Here is a 24,783-nt window from a genome sequence, read left to right on the forward strand (position 1 = left end):
GATTCTCACATCCCTTTACATTTTTTCTTTATTCTTTTTTAAAAAAACCTCAGGAAATAAAAGATGAAATCTGAAGATATAAGAGGAATTACGAGGAAATTTCATTTTGAATATAACATACACGTTTTTCTTATGCAAAACCATCACAAAAAGAAGCGTCTGTCGGACGCCTCTGTTGGGTATCTATATCACTTTACAATCATGACTGGGCATGATGCTTTTTTCATTACTTTATGACTGACACTTCCTAAAATCATACTTTGGAATGGGTTAAGGCCTCTGGATCCAATGATAATCATATCCGTACTGTTTTCTTTTGCATACTCCACTATTTTTGTTTCTGGGTCTCCCCTTAGAAGCTTGATTTCATAATTGACGCCATTTTGCTTGGCTGCCTCCTCAGCAAGTTTGAACCTCTCCATACGGTCTTCTTTTATTCCCTCGGCTTCCCACAAGTTTAACACTTCGCTTTTTGAAGTATCATCAGACAAAACATATAGAACGTCCACCTTTGATTTTTGGGTTAACTTTGCTATTTCAATTGCTTTAACAACAGTGCGAAAAGAATGTTCTGAGCCATCAAAAGCCAAAAGAATTTTCTTAAACATAACTCTCCCCCCTAGAATAATCATACCTGGTAATTAAAGCGCTTTCAAATTATATTTTTGAATATTAAGATTATTTTTAAGTAAAAAAAGAAACAGTACGAGTTGCACCATTTCTCATTTAACTATTAAAACCGGGCAATTAGCCATTTTCGCCACTTTATGGCTTACACTTCCCAAAACCAGTTCCTGAAAGACATTAAGTCCCCTGCTTCCAATGACAACAACATCCATTTCGTTTTTATTTGTATATTCCACAATAGCCGGTCCAGGTTCACCATGTAGAGTCTTTATTTCATATGGCACTTCCGCTTCTTTTGCCTGTTGTTCTGCAAACTTAATTCTATCTCTTTTTTTATCCCCCAAGTCTGCTCTATTCCAATTTTGCAGAACGTCCGATTTGGCATTATCATCATCAATGACATACACAATCTCAATTCTGGAGCCTTCAGTACATTTCGCCATGGCAATGGCATGCTCAGCGGCCCTCTTGGAATGTTCCGAACCATCTGTTGCCAATAAAATCCTTTTATACATTTCTACACCGCCTTAATGAGATCCAAGCTTATTAGCTAATTTGCCGACAAGTTCTGAACTATCTTCATTTAACCCTGTCAATTTAATTTGTTTCCCATTTTCCTCAAATTTATTAATGATTTTATCAATGGCAGCCACTGCTGAATCATCCCATAAATGGGATAGGCTTAAATTGAGTTCAACAAACTTCACTTCTTCTTTATAGTCAAATTTCTTTAAAAGCTCTGTGACAGAGGCAAAAAACAATTCTCCCCTTACTTTGTAAACTCGGGTTCTTCCTTCCATAGTACTATCAACATGAACTTGGGATATTTTTGATACAAAGAAAATGGCACTTAGTAAAATACCTGTAAAAACTCCAATTGCCAAATTGTGAGTAAGAACTACAGTCAGCACTGTCGCTACCATGACAATGGCATCTGTTTTAGGCAATAGATGCAGGGTCTTAATGGAATTCCAGTCAAACGTGCTGATCGATACCATAATCATGACTCCAGCAAGCGCTGCCATCGGTATTCTTACAACAATATCTCCCAGAAGAACAATCAATAGTATTAAAAACACACCTGCAAAGAAGGACGATAACCTTCCCCTGCCGCCAGACTTAACATTGATTACAGATTGTCCAATCATTGCACAGCCAGCCATTCCACCGAAAAAACCTGTTACAATATTTGCGATTCCCTGCCCACTGCTCTCTGTATCTTTATTGCTTTCTGTATCGGTCATATCATCTACAATTGCGGCTGTAAGCAATGATTCAAGCAATCCGACAATCGCCAAAGCCAGAGCATATGGAAGGATAATGGCAAGCGTTTCTATATTCAAAGGGATATCAGGTATTAAAAATATCGGAAGTGTTTGTGAAATGGTCCCCATATCACCTACTGCCCGAACCCCGATATTCATATAAACGGTCAAGGCTGTTATGACGATTATAGCAACAAGTGTTGATGGGATAGCCTTGGTTAAGTATGGCAGTAAATAAATTATCGCCAGTGTCAGGGCTACCAGCAAAAAGATTATTCCGGATTCATTCTCAAAATGCTGAAGCTGTGAAATAAAAATGAGAATTGCTAAAGCATTTACAAATCCAACCATAACTGATCTCGGAATAAACTTCATATAACGGGCAAGTTTGAATACACCAAACAGAATCTGCAAAATACCTGTTAAAATCGTAGCCGCAAGCAGATATTGAAGACCATGTTCAGCTACTAAATCAATAAATAATAACGCCATTGCCCCTGTTGCCCCGGATATCATGCCAGGTCTTCCTCCCACAAAAGCGATAACCACAGCTATAGTAAAGGAGGCATATAATCCGACCATTGGGTCAACACCGGCGATGATTGAGAAGGCAATCGCTTCAGGTATTAAGGCTAGAGCCACGACCAATCCCGATAAAAAGTCTCCTTTTACATTGTAAAACCAAGTGTCTTTATAACTCATTTTCTCCATATCCTAACCTCCTTTTTTTAGTATGCATCATCTTTTAGTAAATCATGAGAGCTTTAAAACAGATGCAGGTATTACTACAGTAAAGGCATAGGCTTTAGAAGGTGCATTCAGCCTTTTCCTACAAAAAATGAAAGATGTATCGTATAATTAATTTGCAAGAATATTGATGAATAATAACTTCAAAAGGAGGTTGGTTATCTTTATGGAACCAAGAAATAATTGGTCAATTAAGCGAAGACTGCTGCTTTCTCTATTATAGAATCTATCTTTCTCATGCCACTCCTCTCCCCTGATTGTAAATTAATACTGTATCACCATTTATCCCCTCAAAAAAATAAATACTGGATTAATAATTCAAAAAAATACTATATGTTTTTTCGAAAGATAATGAAGGTTTAATAAAACCTATAGAAAACCTTAACTATTTTAAGGAGGGTAACGTTTGAAAAAAACCATCTTTACTTACCTCGATAAATCTCAACTTAATATGATGTATGGCTATTGGGAATCTGGACGTCAAGATCAAATAGGTGTTTTTGACGTTTCCTTGCGCAGTAATCCAGCCGGGAACTGTTTCTATGTATTCGCAGGACTTGAGCGTATTGTTTTGAATCTCCAGGATACCTTCTTTACCGAAGATGACATAAATTTTTTAAAAACTCAGCCTGAACAATATGAGGAAGGCTTCTTTCAGGAATTGAGGCATTTTCAATTTTCCGGGGATATTCATTCAGTAACGGAAGGGACAATAATATTTTCTGATGAGCCGATTATTCGTATTAAAACAAAACTATTTGAGTTCCCCCTTATTGAATCAATATTATTAAATTTCATTAATTCTGATACTCTGGCAGCCACCCAAGCGGCCCGAATGAAAATAATAGATCCCAAAGGAACTTTTATTGACCTAAGCCCTCATAAATTACTTGCCGGTGATGAAAAACCTTGGGCAGCTAGATCTTCATATTTAGCTGGTTATGAAGGAACTGTCAATATAAAGGCTAGTTGCTTTTTCGGAATCCCATTGGAAGAAACACATCATCAGTCTTGGGTGAATAGCTTTGAAAGTGAGTTAGATGCTTTTCGTTCATTTCTAAAGGTACATCCAAATGATGCAACTCTGCTTGTTGATGCTTATGATCCCCTCCGTTCTGGAGTTCCAAACGCAATTAGAGCAGCAAAAGAACTTGAACAGATGGGGAAAAGAATGAAAGCAATTCAAATTAATAGCGGGGATTTGGCCTATATTTCTCAGAAATCAAGAAAAATGCTGAATAATGCCGGTTTAGATTATGTGAAAATAATAGCTTCAGGAGATTTAAATGAAGAGGTTATTTTTAACTTACTTAATCAAGAAGCAAAAATTGATGGATGGTTTATTGATAACGAAGCGGCTGCTCAAAAGGGCAATTTAGATATAGAGGCTGCTTCTACACTTGCTGCCATGAAGCAGGATGGAACTTATCTTCCAAAAATAAAGATGTCATCAAATCCAGAAAAAATATCAATACCTGGATATAAAAATCTTTATAGGATCATTAACAATGAAACAGGTAAAGCTGAAGGGGATTATATTACCTTACACGATGAAAAAATTAATTTGCATGAACCTCTGCATCTATTTCATCCCATTCACCCTCATTTACAAAAAAGAATACAAAAGTTTACGGCCGTTCCCCTGCTTAGGCCTATAATAGAAAATGGGAGAGTAACCTGTGAATTGCCGTCTTTGGAGCAAATCAGACAATATCATAAAAAGCAGCTTGATTATTTTTGGAATGAGTATTTAAGAAATTTAAATCCTCACCCGTATCCTGTAGACTTAAGTCATACCTTATGGGAGTTAAGAAGATCAACTGTTTCGCGGATACAAATAAACTATTAAAAAATCAAAAAAGGAATGGGTATTACTCCCATTCCTCTTTATAAATTCAATGAATAGTTTATTTTACGATTATAACAGGAGCCTTTACACGCTTTGCTACTTTATGGCTCACGCTTCCCAGCACCATTTCCTGAAGGCCATTCAACCCTCTGCTTCCAACAGTAACTAGATCAAAATCCTTGGAATTTGCATAGTCAACAATTGTTGGAGCCGCTTCGCCATGAAGGATTTCATGGCTATAAGAAATGCCCTTTTCACTCAAGTAGTCCTCAACTTTTTTCAGGCGTTCTTTTCTTTTTTCATTAATAACTTCTTTTGATGAATAATGAAGAACATCTTCCTTGGAGGAAGCACCGTCAACTACATAGACAATCGTAATCTCGGCACCTTCTGTATTTTCAGCAATAAAGGCTGCCTTTTCAGCTGCCCTAAGAGCATTTTCAGAACCATCATATGCAAGCATAATCTTTTTAAACAATATAATCCGCTCCTTTCAAACTAAAGCTCTTTTATAAAAAAAGCACGTGAAACCACGTGCTTTTTCAAAACAATCATCATACTTTTTAATGCCCGGATAATTTTGCACCTGGTCTGCGGTGTACGGCCAAACGTTCAATTAAATTTGAGCTTGGCGCGTTTAATCCTGATAAGCGGACCAAAACATCATTGTCCCTTAGCTTTAATACTATTTTATCAATTGCAGCAACACCAGAGTCATCCCAAATATGTGCCTGTGAAAAGTCAATTTCCACTTCTTTAACACCTTCGTTAAACTCAAATGCAGCTACAAGTTCATCTGTAGAAGCAAAGAAAACTTGGCCTGTAACAGAGTAAATTTTCTTTTCTCCTTCAAGTCTTGATGTAACATGGACTTTTGATATCTTAGCAACGAAGAATATCGCACTTAAGATGATTCCGGCAAATACCCCTTTAGATAAGTCATGAGTTGCAACTGTAGTTACAGTAGTTACAACCATAACGATTGAGTCGGTAACAGGAGCCTTGACAAGGACTTTAAGAGAAGACCAATCAAAAGTACCAATAGCAACCATGAACATAACCCCTACTAAAGCAGCCATAGGTATTTGAACAACTATGTTGCTCAATACCAGGATTAAGAACATTAAGAATGCTCCTGCCACAAGAGAAGAAAGGCGTCCTCGCCCGCCGGATTTCACATTGATTACTGATTGTCCGATCATTGCACAGCCGGCCATTCCTCCGAATAACCCTGCAACAATATTCGCAATACCTTGCCCGCGGCTTTCCTTGTTTTTATCACTTGCTGTATCTGTCATATCATCAACAATTGACGCAGTTAGCAAGGATTCCAAAATACCAACAACCGCAAGAGCTAACGAATAAGGAAAGATAATCTTTAAGGTTTCTAGATTAAAAGGCACATCCGGCAAGAAGAAGGATGGCAACGCAGCAGTTAGAGCGCCCATGTCCCCAACTGTCTTAACATCACTATTTGTCATGATAGCAATAACAGTAATAACAATAATGGCCACCAATGGCGACGGAACAGCTTTAGTAACTCTAGGAAAAACATAAATGATAGCTAAAGCTCCGGCAACCATTGCATACATTACCCAAGTTGCACCAACGAACTGTTCCAACTGTGCCATGAATATTAAGATTGCTAATGCATTAACAAACCCTATCATTACAGATCGTGGGATAAACTTCATAAAACGGGCTAATTTAAGAACACCAAATAAAATTTGGAGAACCCCCGTTAGAATTGTTGCAGCCAGTAAATACTGCAGTCCGTGATCAGCCACTAACGTAACCATCAATAATGCCATTGCACCAGTCGCAGCAGAAATCATTCCAGGTCTTCCGCCTACGATCGCAATGGTAACAGCAATACTAAAAGAAGCGTACAATCCCACCATAGGATCGACACCAGCAATAATAGAGAATGCAATAGCCTCCGGAATCAGAGCTAAGGCGACAACTATACCAGCAAGTATGTCTCCTTTTATATTGCCGAACCATTGTTGTTTAAAAGAATTAGCTTTCAAACGAACACCCCTTTATTTAGTTTTAATTAAAATGACCTTGAACTCTCATCAAAGTCGAGCCGACGAAAACATAATGAATCATATCACATTTAAGATATTTGACAAGAGAGGATGTAAGCGATAAAACATATGAATTTCACCATTTTCCTTCATTTTTCTTGTAATTTCATTGTTAATGGTGAAAAATATAATTAAATAAAAGTTTTATAATTCTTACAATTTGCTTGCATGGTATTCCTTGAAAATATTGAAGTCTTATGACTTTTAAAGCTGCTCTAGTAATGCGTCCTACAAAACAGATATCATATTTGTTATAATGAACAGGTAATTTCCAATAAGGTAAGGGAGGTATTGAGGAGAGATAATGGAATGATACTTGAAGATACTGGAGAAAGAGTAATACCGGATCTAATGAAGCCTACAAACGGCCTGCTCCTGGAACATATTGCAAGGTACCATTTTAGCAATCATTATACAAAGGGTAGAATTCTTGACCTTGCTTGTGGATCCGGTTTTGGTTCCCACATGTTGGCCAAGCTAGGCAAAAAAAGATTAAAACAAATAGTTGCACTTGATTGCGACCCCAAAACACTTGCATATGCACGGAAGCGATATAATCACCCTCTAGTGGAATATCGCTGTGAAGATGCAGTGAATCCCCTTCTTCCCCAAAAGTTAGGACTCTTTGATGTAATTGTTTCTTTTGAAACAATTGAGCACATTGAAGAAGAACAACAATTCCTATCGAATGTTTATCAGTTATTAAAACCGGGTGGAGTTTTGGTAATCTCAACGCCATATGGAAAAGGCAGAGGAATCCCATGCGGATCACCCTTCCATGTTCATCAGCTTACAGTTGACGAATTTAGGAATCTATTTACAGAGTATCAGCATACATCTTTTTACGGACAAAAAGGTGTCCTGATTGAACCGCCTATAACCGATTTATGGTATCCGATTGGGATTGCCGTATGCACGAAATAATTTCTCTTTTATTGGAGGTAATTATTTGGAGAATCAAATTACTGTTAAATTTGTTGATGAGAATGATGTCAGGTTTATCATTCTTAAAGAAGAACGGTTTTACACTTTGAAATTTCAAAGGAATCAGCGTGAAGGCTGGATAGTAACCATCGGTAATCTAGAAAGTAACGATCATATCCCTTACTTATTGGAAATTTTATTTCAAAATGAACAAACATTAACATTGTTTAATGAATTGCAAATCCCAATGGACCTTCCAATGTTATACCTTACCCACTAATCCATAAAGGAGGATTTAATGGCCATTAAATTAATTTGTTCTAAATGTCAGGGCAAAGGAAAAAAACCTTCATTTTTAGGAAATCTCCTAACAATAACCTGCACTGAATGCAAGGGTTCAGGATTAAAAAAAGACAGCCGCCCTTTAGATCCGATTGTAAAAAATGACTTTAAAATAAAGTAGGTGATTACTTGGTAAAAACTAATGATATAATTGTTTATAATAATGAAACTTACCATGTTCTTTACGTTTACGAATCCGGATACTGTGAAATAAAAAAGCTAAATAATCATTATGTTGAATTGGTTCATCGGAGCGATTTAAAACACGCAAAAGAAGTACATTGATTTTCTGCTTCTCTAAAAAATGTCTCGCACCATGTTTGCCATAAAATTAAAAGGACCCGGTGATTTGGGTCCTTTTAGATTTGTATCGATTGATGAACTTATTAAGCTAATTTATGATTTTTAATTCCCCCTCTATAAACTTTCCCGGTATTTGTATCAACTGTTACAATCTCTCCAGAACGAAGATTATCTATATTATTAACCCCTATTATCATTGGTTTGCTTAAATTCAATCCAACTACAGCCGCCAAAGTATTCAATGTTTTTTCTTTTGTAAGGATAACCGATGCTTTTCTTATAAGATCAGGCTGTTGTTCTGCTGCTTCGTTGAAAACGAGAATATCCCCCCGTTCCATTGTCCCTGGGTAATCAAAATTACTGGAAATAAAGACTCTGCCTGTAGTAAAGCTATTGCCTATCCCTTCACCTTGAGCCAATACATCACCTATCACAATGATTTCTGTACAATCATCCAACTGACTGTCATCCTTAAGAAGTATTGCTCTGTCGCCTTTCCTCAGCTGGCAAATCTCCTCAGCATTTTCTATAATACTGGAAGTTGGAAGGTCGTCTTCTAAATATAATGAAACAATCCCTCGTGTTAGCTGATATTTTCTTGTCAGATATTTATTTGAGGTATAGAAGATAATAGGAATTTGAGGATTACACTTTAAGAGACTTCGGATTGAGTTCTCGTCATTGTCAGCAGCAATAATTACCCTTGCATTTAGGCGGTGCGCCAGCTGCACAGCATTATTCAAGTTGCTTCCGGGCAATAACTTATTGTATTTTACATTTACTGCATTACATTCAGAAAATCTGTTATTAAAGGTGTTCAATACTTCTGTTATCGACTTTCGTGTGTGTTTTTTCAAAGCAAAAATAACACCGTCCACAGCTGCAGGCTTAAACAGCTTATAGTCATAGTTTTCGGGGTGCTTTTTTAGGATAACAGGTTTATCATTTTCATTACATTTCATAATAATATCATTAATGATTAACGGAACCTGCTTGCCTGGAAATAGATTTTCGATACTTGATGCATTGATAATAATACCATCCGATTCTTTTATTATCTCAATAACATTTTTTATGCTATAAGCATTGCTAAGTTCCGACAGAATCATTCGGGGGGCTTCTCTTTGAGTACTTGTTTGCGATATTTCCTTTCTATATTCGAGTACATCCGCACCACTTCTTATATTTGGGCAAAGATAATAGCTTATTCCAAGTCTTTTCCCCCAAGCAATTTCCGCTTTGGCTCTCTCTTTAATAATAAGTCTTTGATCTGTATCGTCTTCCTCTGGTATGGAGTGAGGAAGTTCTAGTATCATACTAAAATTTCTCCCTGTAAGACGGGAGGCTTCTTCAAATGCTGCCATCCTTTTTTCCAATTCCATATAATCTTCATTTGCCGGTTGAAGGATAACAAAATCTAAACCCGTGTTTAAAAGTTCAACAATACTGAATAAAGATTTAGGAACATTTTCTAAATAGCATAGTCTTTTTGTTTTTAACATTAAAATCTCCTTCCATAAAAAGATGTTTAAAGATATTAGAAATTGAATCTGTGAAGAGCAACTCGGGGGAAAGGGTGGGGAATTGAAGAAATATTCAAATAAGAAGCATACAGTATTATTATAATATAAATAAAATAGTAATTGTATGCCTTAAGCCCTTTTCATAATTAATAAGGGACCAAAATTTTGGTCTTACCCCTGTCAAGTAGACAGCCTAAAAAAAGACTAAGCAGCCAGTGTGAGTCGGTATTCAACCGGAGCACACTGGTTTAGTTTTTTCTGGAATCTTTTATAGTTATAGAGGTACATGTATTCTTCAAGTATTTGAATTAATTCTTTTTCTGTTTTAAACTGTGATCGATATAGCTTCTCTGTCTTTAGATGAGAGAAGAAAGACTCAATACAGGCATTATCGAGGCAGTTTCCTTTGCGAGAATGGCTGCCTTGAATGCCTATTTTCTTTAACTTTTTGTGGTATTGATTAGACGTGTATTGGAAGCCTTGATCTGAATGCAGGATCGCACCATACACGTTTCTTTTTTTTGTTAATAGATCGATTGTATTAAGGACCAATTCTAAGTCATTTCTCTTTGAAATATTCCAGGCTAAAACCTCATTGTTGTAAAGATCGAGTATAACGGAAAGGTAATAAAAAGAATCTCCAACTTGAATATACGTAATGTCTGTCACGTATTTCTCATCTGGCTTTAGAGCCTTAAAGTTACGGTTTAATAAGTTTGAATAAATAACGGAAGGCTTCCTTCCGAAGAAGTTTCGCTTCTTCCTAATTTCAGCTCGAATATTCATATCAGTCATTAATCGATATACCTTCTTATGATTTATATGAAATCCTTCGTCTTTAAGAGCTATTTTTATACGAGGGTAACCATAAAAAGGGTATGTATGATGAATAGCCATAATATGTGATTTTATTAGAGATTCTTTGGCCGCCCTGTCCTCCCTAAGGGAGGTCGTTTTAAGCCACTTATAGTAGCCTGATCTTGAGACTTGCGCAATCTCAACTAACCAAGCGATAGGGTAAATACCACTTAGTTCGTTTATGATTTCAAATCGTTCTGCTTTTGGGATGATCCCTCCCCGTGTAGATTTGGATACCGCTTTTTTAGGTATTCAACCTGAGATTTATAATAATCCCTTTCCTCTTGGATATTTTTAAAGTTCGTTCTGGGGCGTCCCTTAAGTGGGTTACTGTCTGTGTTACCGCCTGCACGCCCCCTTAAATCTTCAAAGGACTCTCCCTGATTAAATTTCATAACGCATTTCTTTAATTGGGTTGGGCTTCGAAGACCTAGTTCTTCCGATACTGTTCTGTAACTTTTGTTTCCTTCTTTGTATAGTTTTACTGCTCTTATTTTAAAATCTTCTGTATATTTTTGATACGTTCTTCCTGTTTTCCCCATAAAAAATCCCCTCCAAGTTAAGTGTATCACCAATTTTTATGATGGTCTTTTTACACTGTCTACTTAGAGGGGATAATATCATTTCGGGTCCCTTCTTTATATTGCGGCGAGCCATTATTATTTTACCCGTTGTGCCATTTAGAATAATTCGTTTTTAGAAATTTGAGTCAAAGCCTCACCAGCATTTTGATTAGCTTGTTCACGGACAGCTAAATCACCAAGAGAGACCATCCCAACCAAATTCCCATTCTCAACAACCGGCAATCGTCTGATTTGATGCTGTGACATTAATTGTCCTGCTTCTTCAAGTGATGCAGTTGGAGCTATCGTTATAACATTATTGGACATAACATTTTGGATTGAATCATTTGCCGTTCCATTTGTTAGCCCTCTAATAACCATATCCCTATCAGTTACGACACCTACAACCTGATTGTTTTCTACAATCGGAAGCGACCCTATGTTCGAATTCTGCATTATTGAAGCAGCTGTTTTTAAATCATCATTCACTGAACAACTTTGTACATTGGTGCTCATTACATCTCTTACTTGCATGATTATTCTCCTCCTAAAATCAAAGAATGGTCTAACAGACATATTATTTTTCACTATCGTCATTCCCATACAAAAACAAATTACTAAAACCGATTATTTAAGATAAATTGTTATTAAACCCTTTTTCATTTCAAGCGGCTTTATTGAATTTTCAACAGTTTGTTAAGAGGACATTGAGGAATAAAGGGGATTGTTCAATAATTATCGTTAAATATTGGAGTCTCTCCGATTTGTTCTTTGTTTAAAAATACTTTTAGTTTTCCAACAGGTTTCTTAGAATTTCTTTGATTTCCTCTATCGACATTTTTCATTTCAATAGAAATAATAATGTTTTTCACTTCATTATCAGAAAGTGGATAAAAAAGATTATGTTTTATTATCAAGCCTTCCGCTAACATCACATTCCTGGAAAACAGATCACCCTTCTTGATAATTTCAACAAGCTTATATTCATTAAAGGCATTTTCGAATAATGTTATATGATCCTGCCAATCATTCGGGTCGTTAATGGTTACCGATATCAGGTTTAAATTGTCTTTGCTTGCTGTCGACACCAATGTTCTTTTTGCTCTTATTGTGTATCCTGTCTTTCCTCCAGTTGAATATGAATATAATTGTGTCAGCAATTTATTTTTATTGGTCCATATTTGTTTGGGAGAATCTTTTGGCTCATAAATATACTTCTTGGTTGAGGCAATCTCTTTATAGATGGGGTTTCTCATGGCATACCGAGTTAATAAAGCCATATCATATGCAGTAGAATAATGATTTTCATGGTCGTCCAGACCGTGAGGATTCGAGAAGACTGTATTATCCATTCCAATTTCAGTTGCCTTCTTATTCATTAACTTTACAAAACTTCCTAAACTTCCGCCAACATGCTCTGCAATCGCAACTGCCGAATCATTCCCTGAACGCAGCATTAATCCATACGTTAAATCGATAAGCTTAATCTTTTGTCCGGGTTTCAGATAAATCGAAGACCCCTCGGTACTTGCTGCAGCTTCGCTAACGGTAACAACCTCTTCCAGCTCACCTGATTCTATTGCCAAAATTGCTGTCATAATTTTCGTGATGCTGGCAATTCGCATTTTCACGTTCGCATTTTTTTCATAAAGAACCCTTCCAGAAGACTGTTCCATTAATATCGCACTTTTCGCGGAGATTGCATCAGTTGTTAATGGAAATGTCCCGCTAAATAAAATCATTCCGAAAAGCATAGCCAAACTTTTACTTTTTCTCATTTCTTCTCCCTCCTAAAGGTACTCATTTCTGCTTTATTGTTTGGATGAATAAAAAAATTATGCTTTAAAATAAAACTGTTGTTTTTCTTTAAACAAAAAAACCTGCACTATGGCTATCGCCAATTTGTACAGGCTTTCAATCTCAATTTAAGTACGAACACTTTGGAGAAGCGATACCCACTCCTCTAGCTCATTATATAACCTCGAAGCATCATCATAACCTTGTTCATATAATTGTGTGAGTTTAACTCGATTACGCTCCACCCTGCCAACCTGAAGCTCCTGCACTGGCCGAATTATAAACACTTTCCCCTCATCCTCTAACTGCTCTATCAAATCAAGGGTATCGTTATAAACTTGATAACGATTTTCGATTGCTTTTATCAATCCGCTATATTCCCCGTAAAAATACTTCGTTAACTTAGATAAAGAAGATTTCTTTTTACGGTAGCCTCTATTTCTTGTCAGCACGATTACACTCTTTTCAACACCATCTTTAATTGCCTTTTTTATAGGAATCGGATCTGAAATCCCCCCATCCATAAGGGCTTTTCCGGCAAAATTGATGACTGGTGCCATTAAAGGCAGCGAACTTGAAGCTCTTATAATAGTCAATATATCGCGAGCATAAGAGTCCTTATTAAAGTAAACTGGTTCGCCTGTGTGACAATCGGTTGTTCCAATAACAAATTCCTCTGATGCTTTAGCAAACGTTTTAAAATCAAATGGATCCAGTTCATTGGGGATTTTATCAAATATTAAGTCCATACCGAACAACTCTTTTTTCAGAAAAAGATTTTTATATGAGATGTAATCGGGATGATTAACATATCCGATGGTAACTTTCTGGTTCCTGCCATGCTGCCTTGAAATATAGGATGCAGCATTACATGCTCCAGCAGAAACACCAATAACATATGGAAAAAATAACTGCTTTTCCAGGAAGTATTCAAGTACTCCGGCAGTATACACTCCTCTCATACCCCCGCCTTCAAGAACTAACCCTGTTTTCACCATATATAAACCTCCTAACTATCCAATTCTATATAAAAAAGACGCGCTGTATAATACAACGCGCCTTCCCCTAATGATGCCCTGATAATTTGGCCCCCGGTTTATCGTGAATGGCCATCCGCTTTATTAAAAGAGAACTAGGCTCATTCAATCCTACTAGACTAACCTGGATATTATTCTCACGAAGCTTCAGTACTACTTTATCTATCGCAGATACTGCCGAGTCATCCCAAACATGCGCATGGGAAAGATTGATCTCCACAGATTTAATTTCTTCATCGCTAGTAAAATCAAAAGCGTCGACAAAATCTGTCACAGAGGCAAAGAAAAGCTGCCCTTTTACACTGTATACTTTCTTACTTGCCCCAGGAACTGAAACAGGAGTCACATACACTTTTGAAATCTTCGCTACAAAGAAGATAGCACTTAAAATAATCCCCGCAAATACACCCTTTGATAAATCATGGGTAACAACTACAGTCACAACTGTCACTACCATAACAATCGAGTCTGTTACAGGAACCACCTTCAAGCTTTTTAAAGAAGACCAATCAAATGTTCCGATTGATACCATAAACATGACACCTACAAGTGCAGCCATTGGAATCTGGACGACTACTCCACCAAGTACCAAAATCAAAAACATTAAAACAGCTCCTGAAACCAAGGATGAAAGCCTGGTATAACCACCTGATTTTACATTGATGACAGATTGGCCGATCATTGCACAGCCTGCCATGCCTCCAAAGCATCCAGCAACAATATTTGCTATACCCTGGCCTCGGCTTTCCTGATTCTTATCACTGCCTGTATCAGTCATATCATCAACAATTGAAGCAGTTAATAAAGATTCCAAAAGCCCTACAATAGCCAATGCCAGTGAATAAGGAAAAATGATTTGGAGTGTTTCTAATGTGAAGGGAATGCTAGGAATTGCAAACAATGGCAAAGCCTGTGTAAGTGAACCCATATCACCTACCGTGCTAACATTCAATCCTCCAAATATGGCCACTACCGTAATAACTACAATCGCAACTAAAGGTGAAGGAATCGCATTTGTAAACTTTGGCAAGATATAGATGATTGCTAGTGTACCTGCTACAAGAGCATACATCACCCATGATGCGTCAATAAAATGGTCAAGCTGAGCCATAAAAATCAGAATCGCCAGTGCATTCACAAATCCAACCATAACCGATCTGGGAATAAACTTCATGAATCTGGCAAGCTTAAAGACTCCAAAGATAATTTGCATTATCCCCGTTAAAATAGTCGCAGCCAATAAATACTGTAATCCATGTTCAGCAATCAATGTAACCATCAATAATGCCATTGCACCTGTAGCTCCGGAAATCATAGCGGGCCTGCCGCCAACGAAAGCTATAACCACCGATATACAGAAAGATGCGTAAAGCCCTACCATAGGATCTACACCTGCTATGATAGAAAATGCAATCGCTTCTGGAATAAGAGCCAATGCAACCACGATACCTGCTAGCACATCACCCTTTACGTTACCAAACCAACTATATTTAATTTTTTCAAAACTCAATAAAACTGCACCTCTTCCTTTTTTATTTTTTGTGACTTTCAACTCTCATGAAAGTCGGATCCCGTCGTTAATGACCAAAGCATAGCACAAAATGAGATAAAACACTTTTGCGATGAAAGCGTTTAAATAGTTGTTTTTCTCACACATCATGTTTAATACTTAGCCATCCTAGCGCATTTCACATTTTAGACACAACACAAAAATAAAACTTTTCTGATAATAGCTTGATTGAAATACAGGCAAAAACTCGCGTGCTTTGTTATGATAAGCGAGGAGGTTATATCATGAAAGCACAATCACAAAAAATGGCGGCTCCTGTTTCTACACCTTTTTACTACGGCTGGATGATTGTCCTAATTTCAGCACTAGGTGTATTTTTCTCTGGTCCCGGACAAACCTACTCTATTTCCGTTTTTATTGATTCTTACATTCGTGATTTTGGCTGGAGCCGTTCACAAGTATCCGCAGTCTACTCTGCAGCTACTCTTGCAGCGGGCTTATGCATGCTTTTTGTCGGCCGCTTTATCGATAAGCATGGACAGCGGAAGATGGCCGTATTCGTTGGATTCAGCCTTGCACTCGCTTGTTTTTGGAACAGCATTGTTGCTAATACCGCCATGCTTTTTATAGGCTTCTTCTTGTTAAGGCTTCTTGGTCAAGGTTCCATGACTCTTATACCAAATACTCTTGTTCCTCAATGGTTTATCACCAAGCGGGGAAAAGCATTAAGCTTGATGGCAATAGGAGGATTCTCAAGCTCAGCTATATTTCCTCCACTCAATGCATGGCTGGTTAATAAATGGGGCTGGGCTATTTCTTGGCAGGTATGGGGAGTTGCTCTGCTGTTAATATTTGTTCCGCTTGCTTATTTCCTTATTCGAAACAAACCTGAAGATATTGGCATTCTTCCTGATGGACGAGCAAAACCAATTTTAAAACCTGGAGAAACAGGTGAAAGTTATACTGATGTTGACTTAGAAGTAAATTGGACGCTAAAAGAAGCAATGAAAACAAAAGCTTATTGGCTGCTTCTCTTCTGTGTAGCTATACCTGCATTAGTGAATACAGGGCTCACTTTTCATTTAATATCCATCTTTGGCATACAGAAAATATCACCTGGCATTGCCGCTCTAGTATTAAGCTTAATGGCCATTATCGGTTTTCCAATTACACTGGCAGCAGGATTCATCCTGGATAAGGTAAAAGTAAACTATGTATTAGCAGGGATTTTCCTCGGAGAAATCATCTTTATGCTCGTTTTGCTGTTCGCTAATAATGTAACAGTCGCCATTATCTTTGGCGTTCTTTGGGGTATAAGCGGGGGCTTTGAAAGGATTGCCTTAAACTATGTATGGCCCAGTTTTTTTGGCAGACAATACCTAGGCAGCATAAAAGGCACTGCCATGACTGTCATGGTTATTGGATCCGCTCTAGGTCCGCTTCCTTTTGGAATTGCCTATGATATATTTGGAGGATATAAAGAAATATTGTATTTGACCATGCTATTGCCTGGACTTGCAATTATTAGTTCACTTTTGGCACGTAAACCAGTAAAACCAAATGAATAATATTGGTTTTATTTCCTATTATTTTTTCAACAAAAAGAAATAATTAAGTTAACGGTACGCTCGTTAATCTAACTGCTATTGCATCTACCATGACTTTCTCATACTCATCACAAGAAACGTTTTATTTTTATTAAATAACTGAAAAAAGAGGAGTTGGTTCTTACCAACTCCTTTATTTTGGCTCCCAGGGCCGTATCTTATTCAAAAAAAAACGCCCGTTTGTTTAAGTACATAACTTCACAAACTCATCCAATAGTAAGTTTCCTCATTTGGCCCATTTAGCCACCTTCTTCTCTTTTCCAAGTTTGTGAATAACTCTTCATGGAGCTTGATTAGATTTAAAATACGAGCACAATCAACTATTATGTGGAAATGTTTTTATTAATTGCAGATTTATTTAAAGCTTGTGCTGTTTTTGTAGCATATCCATTCCCTCAGTACGATTTGCAATTTAATAGACATTCACTATTATTAAAAAGTTTGATTGGTAGATAGAACTACTCCTGTTCCTTATCAGAACTCACTCCCATTTCTATGCCATAGGAAAAATAAAAACGCTGAGATCTCAGCGTTTTTTTGCCATTATGAACAGCACGAAGAGTTATTAATTTCAATTTTGACTGGTTGTGGCGCGCAGCAGGAGGAATCAGTCTTCATTGACTCCACATCAGCTTTTGTATAGAAAAACTCCCATTCGTTTCCGTCAGGATCCGTCACCCAAAATTTATCCTGGGTAGCATAGCAGCAAGTAACATCCATTTCTTCACGGGCAAAGAAGCCGAGTTTCTCTAATCGTTCTTTGTGCTGGAATACTTCTTCCCGATTTTCGACCTGAAAACCAAAGTGCCCCACCTGGTTTCCTGAAACCTTATCCTTTAAATTCAAGGTGAAATTAAGACCTGGATCTTCCAATAAAAACTTTGCATAATCTTCTTTTACTTTTATTGGTTCAGCATTAAATACTTTTGAGTAGAATTCAATTGATTGATTTAAGTCCGTTACATTAATTCCTACGTGTACCTTCATACTAATCGCTCCTTTAGGTCCTTTAAGATTTTTTTATATTAGCAGCAAGAGGACTATTGTTCATCAGATGTGACGCTGTAGGAAGACTGTACCTTCGAAGATCCGCAGCAGTGGTCTTCCTGTGTCGTTGCCTCCTTGATTTCATTATCACAGCAGCCAGATGACTTAGAGGATTTGCCTGTAAACTTGTTAATAATATTCATCTTTAACAGCTCCCTTTTTTAGTTTTTGACTTTAAATCAATTTTTTTTGATTTATAATTAAAGTATATTAGCAATTATTTCTAAACGCAACCGGTTTATCAAATTATTTTGATTTTACAGATTGACATATGAAAATTTTGGATATATGATTAACTCATCAAGAATTTTTGATTAAAGAAAGAGTGGGTGCAATGAAATCTGAAATGACAAATCAAAATCAATCGACAGACGAACTTTTTGAGCATTATGAGGGAAAGTTTAAAGCCATAGCAGATAAAAAGCGACTTCAAATTATGAATATATTAACCCAGAATGGCTCCATGTGCGTATGTGATCTCGCTCCACTAATAGAAATGAGCCAATCCAAACTATCCTATCATTTAAAGATCTTACTGGATGCAAATATCATCAAAAAAGAAACAAAAGGCACCTGGAGTTTTTACGAGCTGAATCAAGAAGAATTAAATCACTTATTATCCTCAGAATTATGCTGCTTGTTTAAACCTACTTGCTGCTAAATTTTTTTAAAATATATATCAATTTTTTTTGATTAATAAGGAGGAGTTAAAGATGGATTATTACAATTATGAATTGATCATTAAAACAAAACAGCAGGAAATTGAAAGAATGTCTAATGAGGCATGGAAATTTGCAAACTTAAATGAGGAATCCTTTTTTAGAAAACTTGTCACGAAGTTCTCTTCAGTAAAAAAAGCCTCAGAACCAAGCAAACAAAATCAATGTGTTTGCCTTTGCGAATGCTAGTATGAATAACAATGGATTGGTGTAATTTTTGGATGAAAAGTTAAAGGAGCTGGTGTTCACCAAGCTCCTTTAATTATTTAGCAGCAGTCACTTTCATTCCCCAATAGCACAAGTCCATTCGCTTCTTGGCTAAAATCCAAAACAAGATATTGTGTTACGTTTTCAATGTTAGGATCAATTGCCACTGTGATGCCGTTAATCTCACTAATTTTATCCTCTTCACCTGGCTCATCCAGAGCCAGTCCTACCTTTGGCTGTCCTCAGCCAAAGCCTGCAAAATAAAAACGTACGTTTTGGGCATTGTGTTCTTCAAACAACTGTTTCAAGAAATCACGAGCCTGATCTGTAATATTCATGTTCTCCTCACCTCTAATTTATATTAAATGAAGCCTCAAACCATTTTACCATTAAGCATTAGGGAAAAGACGATGAAGGGACTCTTTCATTTCTGGTTTTACATTGATTTTAGGACGTGCGGCCTTCGCCATCGCTTCTGCTTCTTCGATAGTCTTAGCTTTTCCTAGCGATAACAATGATCCAATTGCAACAGTTCCAGTGCGGTTGCTTCCTCCCGCACAGTGGAAGTACACTTTTTTCCCCTCATTATAGGCATTTACCACATGCTCAATAGACTGCTTAATGGATTCATCCTGATTTTCTGCATCATCCACAATGGGACTATGAATTCGATCATAGTCCGCTTCTGGAGCCTCTGCCCGCAAATCAAAAATTACCTCTGCTTTTTCATTTCTCAACATCTCTTTTACATCATCTGCTCCACCAATGTAAATACGATCTTTTATTAATTCATGATAGTTTTTTGTCATGATGCTCCCTCCTTTTATAGTGATTTGCTCCAATCGTGTGTTGCCGTTCCTTCCAGGTATCGTTCGGCATCAAGTGCTGCCATGCATCCTGTTCCTGCAGCTGTAATTGCCTGGCGGTATTTCTTATCCTGTACATCACCGCATGCAAAAACGCCAGGGATATTGGTTTCCGTTGTTCCAGGTACCACATTAATATAGCCTGTTTCATCCGTTTCGATTTGTCCATTAAGGAAAGCCGTATTTGGCGTATGTCCAATCGCAACGAAAATCCCGTCTGTTTCGATCACTTCTTCTTTTCCTGTCAAATTGTCTCGAACTTTTAAGCCTGTCACTTTCATTCCATCGGATACCACTTCAATCGGCGTATTGTTGAGCGCCCAAGTTATTTTCGCATTCTCCTTGGCACGTTCCTGCATAATCTTTGAAGCCCGAAGTTCATCACGGCGGTGAACAATCGTGACTTCTGAAGCAAACTTTGTTAAGAAGCTGGCTTCTTCCATAGCCGAATCTCCGCCGCCAACGATAATCACTTTCTTGCCGCGATAAAAGAATCCGTCACAAGTCGCACAGGTGCTGACTCCCCGTCCAATATTTTCTGATTCACCAGGAATGCCTAGAAGTTTAGCGGATGCACCAGTGGAAAGAATCAGCGCTTCCGTCTGTATTTCTCCTATACCGCTCACTTTTAGTGTAAATGGCTTCTTGGAAAGATCCGTTTCCGTAACCCATCCTCTTTTAAACTCAGCTCCAAATCTTTCTGCCTGCTTTCGCATATTGTCCATTAATTCAGGACCCATTACCCCGTCTACAAACCCTGGAAAATTCTCTACTTCGGTTGTTAACGTCAATTGTCCTCCTGGCTGCGTACCTTCGATTACTATTGGCTTCATATTTGCACGCGCTAAATAAATGGCTGCGGTTAATCCTGCTGGACCTGTCCCTAAAATAACGACCTTCTCCATCTTAATCCCTCCGCTATTGGTTAATAAACTTCTTTAATTCCTGGTATCCAGTGCCTTCTTCGCTCTGTAATGGAACAATGGCACATTTTTCACTTAGCTCATTGGTCACTTTTTCAATCCAGTTGATCTCAGCATTTGTTCTTCCTTTTAGAACAGGATCTTTTGTTTCTGTTGCATATAGACTTTGGTTAATTAGCCACCACTTAGGCGTGATATCTGCCCGCTTTAAATCATCCTGCAAACGGCCAGCTTCCAGTACAGGAGTTGCTTCAGCCAATGTAACGATCACCACACCTGTTTCTTTTGGGTTTCTTAACCTTGGAAGCAGCATTTTTACACTTTCAGGGACTTCACCCGTTGAGCGCGCAAGCTCTTTATGATAGGACTGTGCTGCATCCAGTAGCAAGAGGGTATGTCCTGATGGAGCAGTATCAATGACCACCACTTCATCCTTCGATTTCTCCACGACTTCTGCAAATGCCCGAAATACCGCAATCTCCTCTGTACATGGGGAATTTAAATCCTCTTCTATATAAGCTAAAGACTCATCATCCAGTTCATCACTCACATTGGATAGTACCTCGGCTTTATACACCTCAACTTCTTTCTTCGGATCGATGCGGCTGATGCTCAGGTTCTGATTCAGCTGGCTATTCTGGAAAACAAATTCGAGATGAGCTGCGGGATCCGTTGTGGTCAAATGGACTTTGTGACCTTTTTCTGCTAAGCCAACCGCGATAGCAGAGGCCATTGTTGTTTTGCCGACTCCTCCCTTGCCCATTGTAAAGATAACTCTTGTATTAGTAGAAGAAAAATCTTCAATGACTTCACTTAGTCCAGGCAAACTGATCAAATTTTGCTCCATAGCCAATTCAGTCTGCGGAAGGATAAACTGCTTAAACAAATAGCGCAGATTTTTAATCCCTGTAAGGGAATAAGAGACAAATGGCAGTGAATAAGTCGCCACTTGCTTCAGATCGTCTGGCATCCGTTTTAGGGCGTTCCGCTGACGATGAAAGAATGAAGCTGAAACCTCATCATCATGAATATGGGACTGCATTAATCCATTTATAATCAGACTCTGGTTCTTGATGCCAATCTCTTTTAATTCTTTGGCGGCACGGCTTGCTTCAACTAAAGAAGATTCATCTGGTCTTGCCACCAGAATTAATGTGGTTTGGGCCGAATCAGCAAGAGCTTCCATCGTAATGGAATAAATCTGTTTCTTTTCCGCAAGTCCTGAGAGTGGTCCCAGGCATGAAGCACCATGCGTGCTTTCTTCTAAAAATCCGCTCCAGGCGGTTGGCAGCTGAAGGAGACGAAGAGTATGGCCTGTTGGTGCGGTATCAAAAATAATGTGATCATAAGCCTCTACAACGGAGGCATCTGAAAGCAAACTAGTGAATTCATCAAATGCGGCAATTTCAACCGTACAGGCACCTGATAGCTGTTCTTCCATTGTAGCCACAACTGAATCTGGGAGCTTGCCGCGATAAGGTCCAATCGTCTTTTCGCGATAAGCGCGGGCTGCTTCCTCTGGGTCAAGATTACAGGCAGAAAGATTCGAAACCCCAGGCACAGGCATAGGTGTGTTTGTTAGCTCTACCTCTAAAACATCCTGCAAGTTGGAAGCAGGATCCGTACTGACGAGCAGAACCCGCTTTCCTTCATCAGCAAGCTTGACAGCCGAAGCACAAGCCGTTGACGTTTTTCCTACTCCTCCTTTTCCTGTAAAGAAAAGAAATTTCGTATTCGTTACCGCCCTTGTATCAAAAGGTTGAAACATGAGTTTTCCTCCTTCCTATTTTCAGATCAGCTTGAATTTTACGTTTGGCTTTTTGAGAGAGAGATCTTCGACTTTCACTTCAAACCACTGTGCAAGTTCATCGTTTGAAGGATACTTTCCTTCCTTCACGACTGCTCCGTTTAATAACGTAACTGGCAGTGCATCAGGTCCCTTTTCATGGAGGACCTTATTTACCTCTTTATTGTCTGCAAACACAGCTGGCTCATTGGCCAGGTTGTATCGTTTAATATCAAAGCCTTTTTTCTCCAATGCGAAGACAACCGATGCCATTCTGGTTAGTTCTGGATCTACACTCGGTCCGCACACACCCGTTGGACAACATAGCGCGGGGTCAAAGATTTCAATTTTATTCATGATTTTCGCTCCTTTACAATTAAATAAGCATATACTTATATATAAGATGAAAGGATAGCCAAGAGAGTGATTTCTCTTGGCTATTTTCTTTTACTTTCCTGTTTCGGCAAACGTTTTAATTCGGTCGCCAATTTCATCACGCACACGCTGGAAGAACGCCCATTTTTCTTCATCTGTTCCTTCTGCTTTTGCAGGATCATCAAATCCCCAGTGTTCGCGTTTCACGTGAGGAGGAGTCATTGGACATTTGTCAGCTGCATCTCCGCAAAGTGTGACAACTAAATCAGCATTATTTAGAATTTCAGGATCAATGATATCAGAAGTCTGATTGGAAATATCAATGCCAGCTTCTTTCATTGCCTTTACCGCATTTGGATTCAAACCATGTGCTTCGATTCCTGCGCTATATACATTCCACTCATCACCTAAATGCTGCTTTGCCCATCCTTCAGCCATCTGGCTGCGGCAAGAGTTACCTGTACATAGAAAGTAAATTGTTTTTTTAGTCATGTTGAGATTCTCCTTTTAGGTAAGTTTTTTTAAATGATCAGTAACCAAATATATAGACCAACCAATGTAATGAACAATGTTGGAATGGTTAATATAATGCCAGTTTTAAAGTAAGTTCCCCAGGAGATTTTAACTCCCTTTAAAGACAACACATGAAGCCATAGTAAGGTTGCCAGAGAACCAATCGGTGTAATCTTCGGACCTAAATCAGATCCAATGACATTCGCATAAATGAGTGCTTCTCGGATCACACCGCTAGTATTGGTGTCAGCAATAGCCAGTGCGTCAATCATAACGGTTGGCATATTATTCATCACAGATGAAAGAATGGCAGCAATGAATCCCATACCGATGGTTGCCGCAAATAATCCCTGGTCAGCTGTCATTTGAATTAAATCAGCCAACACATTAGTAAGACCTACGTTTCTCAGCCCGTATACCACTACATACATTCCGATGGAGAAGAACACAATGGCCCAAGGTGCGCCTTTGATAACGGTACGCGTATTAACTGCTGGGCTTCTGCGCGCCATGAGCAGGAAGAAAATCGCTACAATTCCTGCAATAATGGAAACTGGCACGCCAATAAATTCACTTGCAAAATAGCCTATTAATAGGATTCCTAACACAAGCCAGGACAAACGGAACATCTTGCTGTCACGAACCGCCTCAGCAGGTTTTTTCAAATGTGATAAATCATAATTCTTCGGTATGCTTTTTCTAAAGAATAAGTATAAGACGGTGATGCTTGCTGCTAGTGAAAAGAAGTTTGGAATAATCATTCTGGATGCAAATTCCACAAATCCGATTCCAAAAAAGTCAGCCGAAACGATATTAACAAGGTTGCTGACAACCAATGGCAGCGATGTGGTATCGGCAATAAATCCGCTCGCAATGATAAATGGAAAAACCATTTTTTCTTCAAACTTTAAGTTTCTTACCATCGCAAGAACAATTGGCGTCAGAATCAATGCTGCTCCATCATTTGCGAAGAATGCAGCAACCAAAGCACCCAATATGGAAACATAAACAAACATCCTTACTCCGTTTCCTTTTGCAGCTCTTGCCATATGCAGAGCTGCCCACTCAAAAAATCCAATCTCATCTAAAATGAGTGAAATGATAATGATGGCAATGAAAGCAAGCGTTGCATTCCAGACAATCGATGTAACATCTAAGACATCATTGAAGTCAACTACTCCCACAATTAAGGCAAGAATAGCGCCTCCACAGGCAGACCATCCAATCGATAAACCTTTAGGCTGCCATATTACTAATATGAGGGTGATCAAAAATATCACCGATGCCAATACAATTTGAGTCAAT

26 protein-coding genes are annotated in these 24,783 nt (G+C 38.2%); 7 read left to right on the forward strand and 19 right to left on the reverse strand.

Going from position 1 to position 24,783, the window contains the following annotated elements; genetic code table 11:
* Positions 1 to 188: 188 nt before the first annotated feature.
* From AC3WTL_RS21750 to AC3WTL_RS21760, 3 genes are all read right to left on the reverse strand, one after another.
* Entirely contained in the window at positions 189 to 608 is a 420-nt protein-coding gene (locus AC3WTL_RS21750; protein ID WP_492370010.1) for a universal stress protein, read from the reverse strand.
* A 114-nt stretch (positions 609 to 722) separates the two neighbouring features.
* Positions 723 to 1,142: a universal stress protein gene (locus AC3WTL_RS21755; RefSeq protein WP_492370011.1), complete on the reverse strand. Its 420-nt coding sequence runs from the start codon at positions 1,140 to 1,142 to the stop codon at positions 723 to 725.
* 12 nt (positions 1,143 to 1,154) lie between these two features.
* Positions 1,155 to 2,603 carry a SulP family inorganic anion transporter gene (locus AC3WTL_RS21760; RefSeq protein WP_492370012.1) on the reverse strand — a complete coding sequence of 483 codons (1,449 nt, stop codon included), beginning with the start codon at positions 2,601 to 2,603 and terminating at the stop codon, positions 1,155 to 1,157.
* Between the two features lie 442 nt (positions 2,604 to 3,045).
* Here AC3WTL_RS21760 and pncB point away from each other — a divergent pair, with 442 nt between their 5' ends.
* Positions 3,046 to 4,488 (forward strand): nicotinate phosphoribosyltransferase, encoded by a 1,443-nt coding sequence (gene pncB, locus AC3WTL_RS21765; protein WP_492370013.1) that lies wholly within the window; start codon positions 3,046 to 3,048, stop codon positions 4,486 to 4,488.
* 58 nt (positions 4,489 to 4,546) lie between these two features.
* Here the strand turns inward: pncB and AC3WTL_RS21770 are convergent, their stop codons facing one another.
* Positions 4,547 to 4,966 carry a universal stress protein gene (locus AC3WTL_RS21770; RefSeq protein ID WP_492370014.1) on the reverse strand — a complete coding sequence of 140 codons (420 nt, stop codon included), beginning with the start codon at positions 4,964 to 4,966 and terminating at the stop codon, positions 4,547 to 4,549.
* Between the two features lie 85 nt (positions 4,967 to 5,051).
* Positions 5,052 to 6,518: a SulP family inorganic anion transporter gene (locus AC3WTL_RS21775; RefSeq protein WP_492370015.1), complete on the reverse strand. Its 1,467-nt coding sequence runs from the start codon at positions 6,516 to 6,518 to the stop codon at positions 5,052 to 5,054.
* Between the two features lie 369 nt (positions 6,519 to 6,887).
* On the opposite strand from AC3WTL_RS21775, the gene AC3WTL_RS21780 reads away from it, so the two are divergent.
* From AC3WTL_RS21780 to AC3WTL_RS21790, 3 genes are read left to right on the forward strand one after another with little or no spacing between them, the layout of a single operon-like run.
* Positions 6,888 to 7,502 carry a class I SAM-dependent methyltransferase gene (locus tag AC3WTL_RS21780; protein WP_492370016.1) on the forward strand — a complete coding sequence of 205 codons (615 nt, stop codon included), beginning with the start codon at positions 6,888 to 6,890 and terminating at the stop codon, positions 7,500 to 7,502.
* Positions 7,503 to 7,527: 25 nt separating this feature from the next.
* Complete coding sequence (locus AC3WTL_RS21785) at positions 7,528 to 7,782, forward strand: hypothetical protein (RefSeq protein WP_492370017.1); 255 nt, start codon at positions 7,528 to 7,530, stop codon at positions 7,780 to 7,782.
* Positions 7,783 to 7,800: 18 nt separating this feature from the next.
* The gene (locus tag AC3WTL_RS21790) at positions 7,801 to 7,965 is read left to right on the forward strand and encodes a hypothetical protein (RefSeq protein ID WP_492370018.1); all 165 of its coding nucleotides are present in this window, start codon (positions 7,801 to 7,803) and stop codon (positions 7,963 to 7,965) included.
* A gap of 265 nt (positions 7,966 to 8,230) precedes the next feature.
* Here AC3WTL_RS21790 and AC3WTL_RS21795 read toward each other — a convergent pair whose 3' ends face one another.
* The 6 genes from AC3WTL_RS21795 to AC3WTL_RS21820 form a co-directional block, all read right to left on the reverse strand.
* On the reverse strand, positions 8,231 to 9,649 hold the full coding sequence (locus AC3WTL_RS21795) for a pyruvate kinase (RefSeq protein WP_492370019.1): 1,419 nt from the start codon (positions 9,647 to 9,649) through the stop codon (positions 8,231 to 8,233).
* Positions 9,650 to 9,874: 225 nt separating this feature from the next.
* Positions 9,875 to 11,070 (reverse strand): IS3 family transposase gene (locus tag AC3WTL_RS21800; protein WP_492370020.1). Its coding sequence is split into 2 segments (ribosomal slippage): positions 9,875 to 10,779 and positions 10,779 to 11,070, totalling 1,197 coding nucleotides; the frame shifts between segments, so codons are not numbered across the junction.
* 138 nt (positions 11,071 to 11,208) lie between these two features.
* On the reverse strand, positions 11,209 to 11,625 hold the full coding sequence (locus AC3WTL_RS21805) for a CBS domain-containing protein (protein ID WP_492370021.1): 417 nt from the start codon (positions 11,623 to 11,625) through the stop codon (positions 11,209 to 11,211).
* Between the two features lie 194 nt (positions 11,626 to 11,819).
* The gene (locus AC3WTL_RS21810) at positions 11,820 to 12,869 is read right to left on the reverse strand and encodes a D-alanyl-D-alanine carboxypeptidase family protein (RefSeq protein WP_492370022.1); all 1,050 of its coding nucleotides are present in this window, start codon (positions 12,867 to 12,869) and stop codon (positions 11,820 to 11,822) included.
* A gap of 147 nt (positions 12,870 to 13,016) precedes the next feature.
* Positions 13,017 to 13,886 carry a patatin-like phospholipase family protein gene (locus tag AC3WTL_RS21815; RefSeq protein ID WP_492370023.1) on the reverse strand — a complete coding sequence of 290 codons (870 nt, stop codon included), beginning with the start codon at positions 13,884 to 13,886 and terminating at the stop codon, positions 13,017 to 13,019.
* A gap of 67 nt (positions 13,887 to 13,953) precedes the next feature.
* On the reverse strand, positions 13,954 to 15,435 hold the full coding sequence (locus AC3WTL_RS21820) for a SulP family inorganic anion transporter (RefSeq protein ID WP_492370024.1): 1,482 nt from the start codon (positions 15,433 to 15,435) through the stop codon (positions 13,954 to 13,956).
* Positions 15,436 to 15,719: 284 nt separating this feature from the next.
* On the opposite strand from AC3WTL_RS21820, the gene AC3WTL_RS21825 reads away from it, so the two are divergent.
* A complete protein-coding gene (locus AC3WTL_RS21825) occupies positions 15,720 to 17,003 on the forward strand; it encodes an MFS transporter (protein ID WP_492370025.1) in 1,284 nt (427 codons plus the stop codon).
* A gap of 582 nt (positions 17,004 to 17,585) precedes the next feature.
* Here the strand turns inward: AC3WTL_RS21825 and AC3WTL_RS21830 are convergent.
* Both AC3WTL_RS21830 and AC3WTL_RS21835 read right to left on the reverse strand, forming a co-directional pair.
* Positions 17,586 to 18,029, reverse strand: coding sequence for an ArsI/CadI family heavy metal resistance metalloenzyme (locus AC3WTL_RS21830; protein ID WP_492370026.1), 444 nt, complete (start codon positions 18,027 to 18,029; stop codon positions 17,586 to 17,588).
* Between the two features lie 53 nt (positions 18,030 to 18,082).
* Positions 18,083 to 18,232 carry a hypothetical protein gene (locus AC3WTL_RS21835; RefSeq protein WP_492370027.1) on the reverse strand — a complete coding sequence of 50 codons (150 nt, stop codon included), beginning with the start codon at positions 18,230 to 18,232 and terminating at the stop codon, positions 18,083 to 18,085.
* A gap of 191 nt (positions 18,233 to 18,423) precedes the next feature.
* Between AC3WTL_RS21835 and AC3WTL_RS21840 the strand changes: the two genes are divergently transcribed.
* Both AC3WTL_RS21840 and AC3WTL_RS21845 read left to right on the forward strand, forming a co-directional pair.
* Positions 18,424 to 18,750: an ArsR/SmtB family transcription factor gene (locus AC3WTL_RS21840; protein ID WP_492370028.1), complete on the forward strand. Its 327-nt coding sequence runs from the start codon at positions 18,424 to 18,426 to the stop codon at positions 18,748 to 18,750.
* 52 nt (positions 18,751 to 18,802) lie between these two features.
* Positions 18,803 to 18,997 (forward strand): hypothetical protein, encoded by a 195-nt coding sequence (locus AC3WTL_RS21845; RefSeq protein ID WP_492370029.1) that lies wholly within the window; start codon positions 18,803 to 18,805, stop codon positions 18,995 to 18,997.
* A 407-nt stretch (positions 18,998 to 19,404) separates the two neighbouring features.
* Here the strand turns inward: AC3WTL_RS21845 and AC3WTL_RS21850 are convergent, their stop codons facing one another.
* From AC3WTL_RS21850 to AC3WTL_RS21875, 6 genes are all read right to left on the reverse strand, one after another.
* The gene (locus AC3WTL_RS21850; RefSeq protein ID WP_492370030.1) at positions 19,405 to 19,824 is read right to left on the reverse strand and encodes a protein-tyrosine phosphatase family protein; all 420 of its coding nucleotides are present in this window, start codon (positions 19,822 to 19,824) and stop codon (positions 19,405 to 19,407) included.
* A 14-nt stretch (positions 19,825 to 19,838) separates the two neighbouring features.
* Positions 19,839 to 20,786, reverse strand: a complete 948-nt coding sequence (gene trxB, locus AC3WTL_RS21855; protein WP_492370031.1) for a thioredoxin-disulfide reductase — start codon at positions 20,784 to 20,786, stop codon at positions 19,839 to 19,841.
* A 13-nt stretch (positions 20,787 to 20,799) separates the two neighbouring features.
* Positions 20,800 to 22,572, reverse strand: coding sequence for an arsenical pump-driving ATPase (arsA, locus tag AC3WTL_RS21860; RefSeq protein WP_492370032.1), 1,773 nt, complete (start codon positions 22,570 to 22,572; stop codon positions 20,800 to 20,802).
* Between the two features lie 21 nt (positions 22,573 to 22,593).
* Positions 22,594 to 22,947 (reverse strand): arsenite efflux transporter metallochaperone ArsD, encoded by a 354-nt coding sequence (gene arsD / locus AC3WTL_RS21865; RefSeq protein WP_251172292.1) that lies wholly within the window; start codon positions 22,945 to 22,947, stop codon positions 22,594 to 22,596.
* A 90-nt stretch (positions 22,948 to 23,037) separates the two neighbouring features.
* Positions 23,038 to 23,457, reverse strand: a complete 420-nt coding sequence (gene arsC, locus AC3WTL_RS21870) for an arsenate reductase (thioredoxin) (RefSeq protein WP_019381026.1) — start codon at positions 23,455 to 23,457, stop codon at positions 23,038 to 23,040.
* Between the two features lie 29 nt (positions 23,458 to 23,486).
* Positions 23,487 to 24,782, reverse strand: coding sequence for an arsenic transporter (locus AC3WTL_RS21875; protein ID WP_492370033.1), 1,296 nt, complete (start codon positions 24,780 to 24,782; stop codon positions 23,487 to 23,489).
* Between the last annotated feature and the right edge of the window lies 1 nt (position 24,783).

The organism is Cytobacillus sp. EB106-05-05-XG126 (assembly GCF_058791715.1).

Excerpts from the sequence above, each read along its gene's own strand:
- AC3WTL_RS21750 (WP_492370010.1), bottom strand. The coding sequence starts at position 608 with ATGTTTAAGAAAATTCTTTTGGCTTTTGATGGCTCAGAACATTCTTTT.
- AC3WTL_RS21755 (WP_492370011.1), bottom strand. The coding sequence starts at position 1,142 with ATGTATAAAAGGATTTTATTGGCAACAGATGGTTCGGAACATTCCAAG.
- AC3WTL_RS21760 (WP_492370012.1), bottom strand. The coding sequence starts at position 2,603 with ATGGAGAAAATGAGTTATAAAGACACTTGGTTTTACAATGTAAAAGGA.
- AC3WTL_RS21780 (WP_492370016.1), top strand. The coding sequence starts at position 6,888 with ATGATACTTGAAGATACTGGAGAAAGAGTAATACCGGATCTAATGAAG.
- AC3WTL_RS21790 (WP_492370018.1), top strand. The coding sequence starts at position 7,801 with ATGGCCATTAAATTAATTTGTTCTAAATGTCAGGGCAAAGGAAAAAAA.
- AC3WTL_RS21795 (WP_492370019.1), bottom strand. The coding sequence starts at position 9,649 with ATGTTAAAAACAAAAAGACTATGCTATTTAGAAAATGTTCCTAAATCT.
- AC3WTL_RS21805 (WP_492370021.1), bottom strand. The coding sequence starts at position 11,625 with ATGCAAGTAAGAGATGTAATGAGCACCAATGTACAAAGTTGTTCAGTG.
- AC3WTL_RS21810 (WP_492370022.1), bottom strand. The coding sequence starts at position 12,869 with ATGAGAAAAAGTAAAAGTTTGGCTATGCTTTTCGGAATGATTTTATTT.
- AC3WTL_RS21815 (WP_492370023.1), bottom strand. The coding sequence starts at position 13,886 with ATGGTGAAAACAGGGTTAGTTCTTGAAGGCGGGGGTATGAGAGGAGTG.
- AC3WTL_RS21825 (WP_492370025.1), top strand. The coding sequence starts at position 15,720 with ATGAAAGCACAATCACAAAAAATGGCGGCTCCTGTTTCTACACCTTTT.
- AC3WTL_RS21830 (WP_492370026.1), bottom strand. The coding sequence starts at position 18,029 with ATGAAGGTACACGTAGGAATTAATGTAACGGACTTAAATCAATCAATT.
- AC3WTL_RS21835 (WP_492370027.1), bottom strand. The coding sequence starts at position 18,232 with ATGAATATTATTAACAAGTTTACAGGCAAATCCTCTAAGTCATCTGGC.
- AC3WTL_RS21840 (WP_492370028.1), top strand. The coding sequence starts at position 18,424 with ATGAAATCTGAAATGACAAATCAAAATCAATCGACAGACGAACTTTTT.
- AC3WTL_RS21845 (WP_492370029.1), top strand. The coding sequence starts at position 18,803 with ATGGATTATTACAATTATGAATTGATCATTAAAACAAAACAGCAGGAA.
- AC3WTL_RS21850 (WP_492370030.1), bottom strand. The coding sequence starts at position 19,824 with ATGACAAAAAACTATCATGAATTAATAAAAGATCGTATTTACATTGGT.
- trxB (WP_492370031.1), bottom strand. The coding sequence starts at position 20,786 with ATGGAGAAGGTCGTTATTTTAGGGACAGGTCCAGCAGGATTAACCGCA.
- arsA (WP_492370032.1), bottom strand. The coding sequence starts at position 22,572 with ATGTTTCAACCTTTTGATACAAGGGCGGTAACGAATACGAAATTTCTT.
- arsD (WP_251172292.1), bottom strand. The coding sequence starts at position 22,947 with ATGAATAAAATTGAAATCTTTGACCCCGCGCTATGTTGTCCAACGGGT.
- arsC (WP_019381026.1), bottom strand. The coding sequence starts at position 23,457 with ATGACTAAAAAAACAATTTACTTTCTATGTACAGGTAACTCTTGCCGC.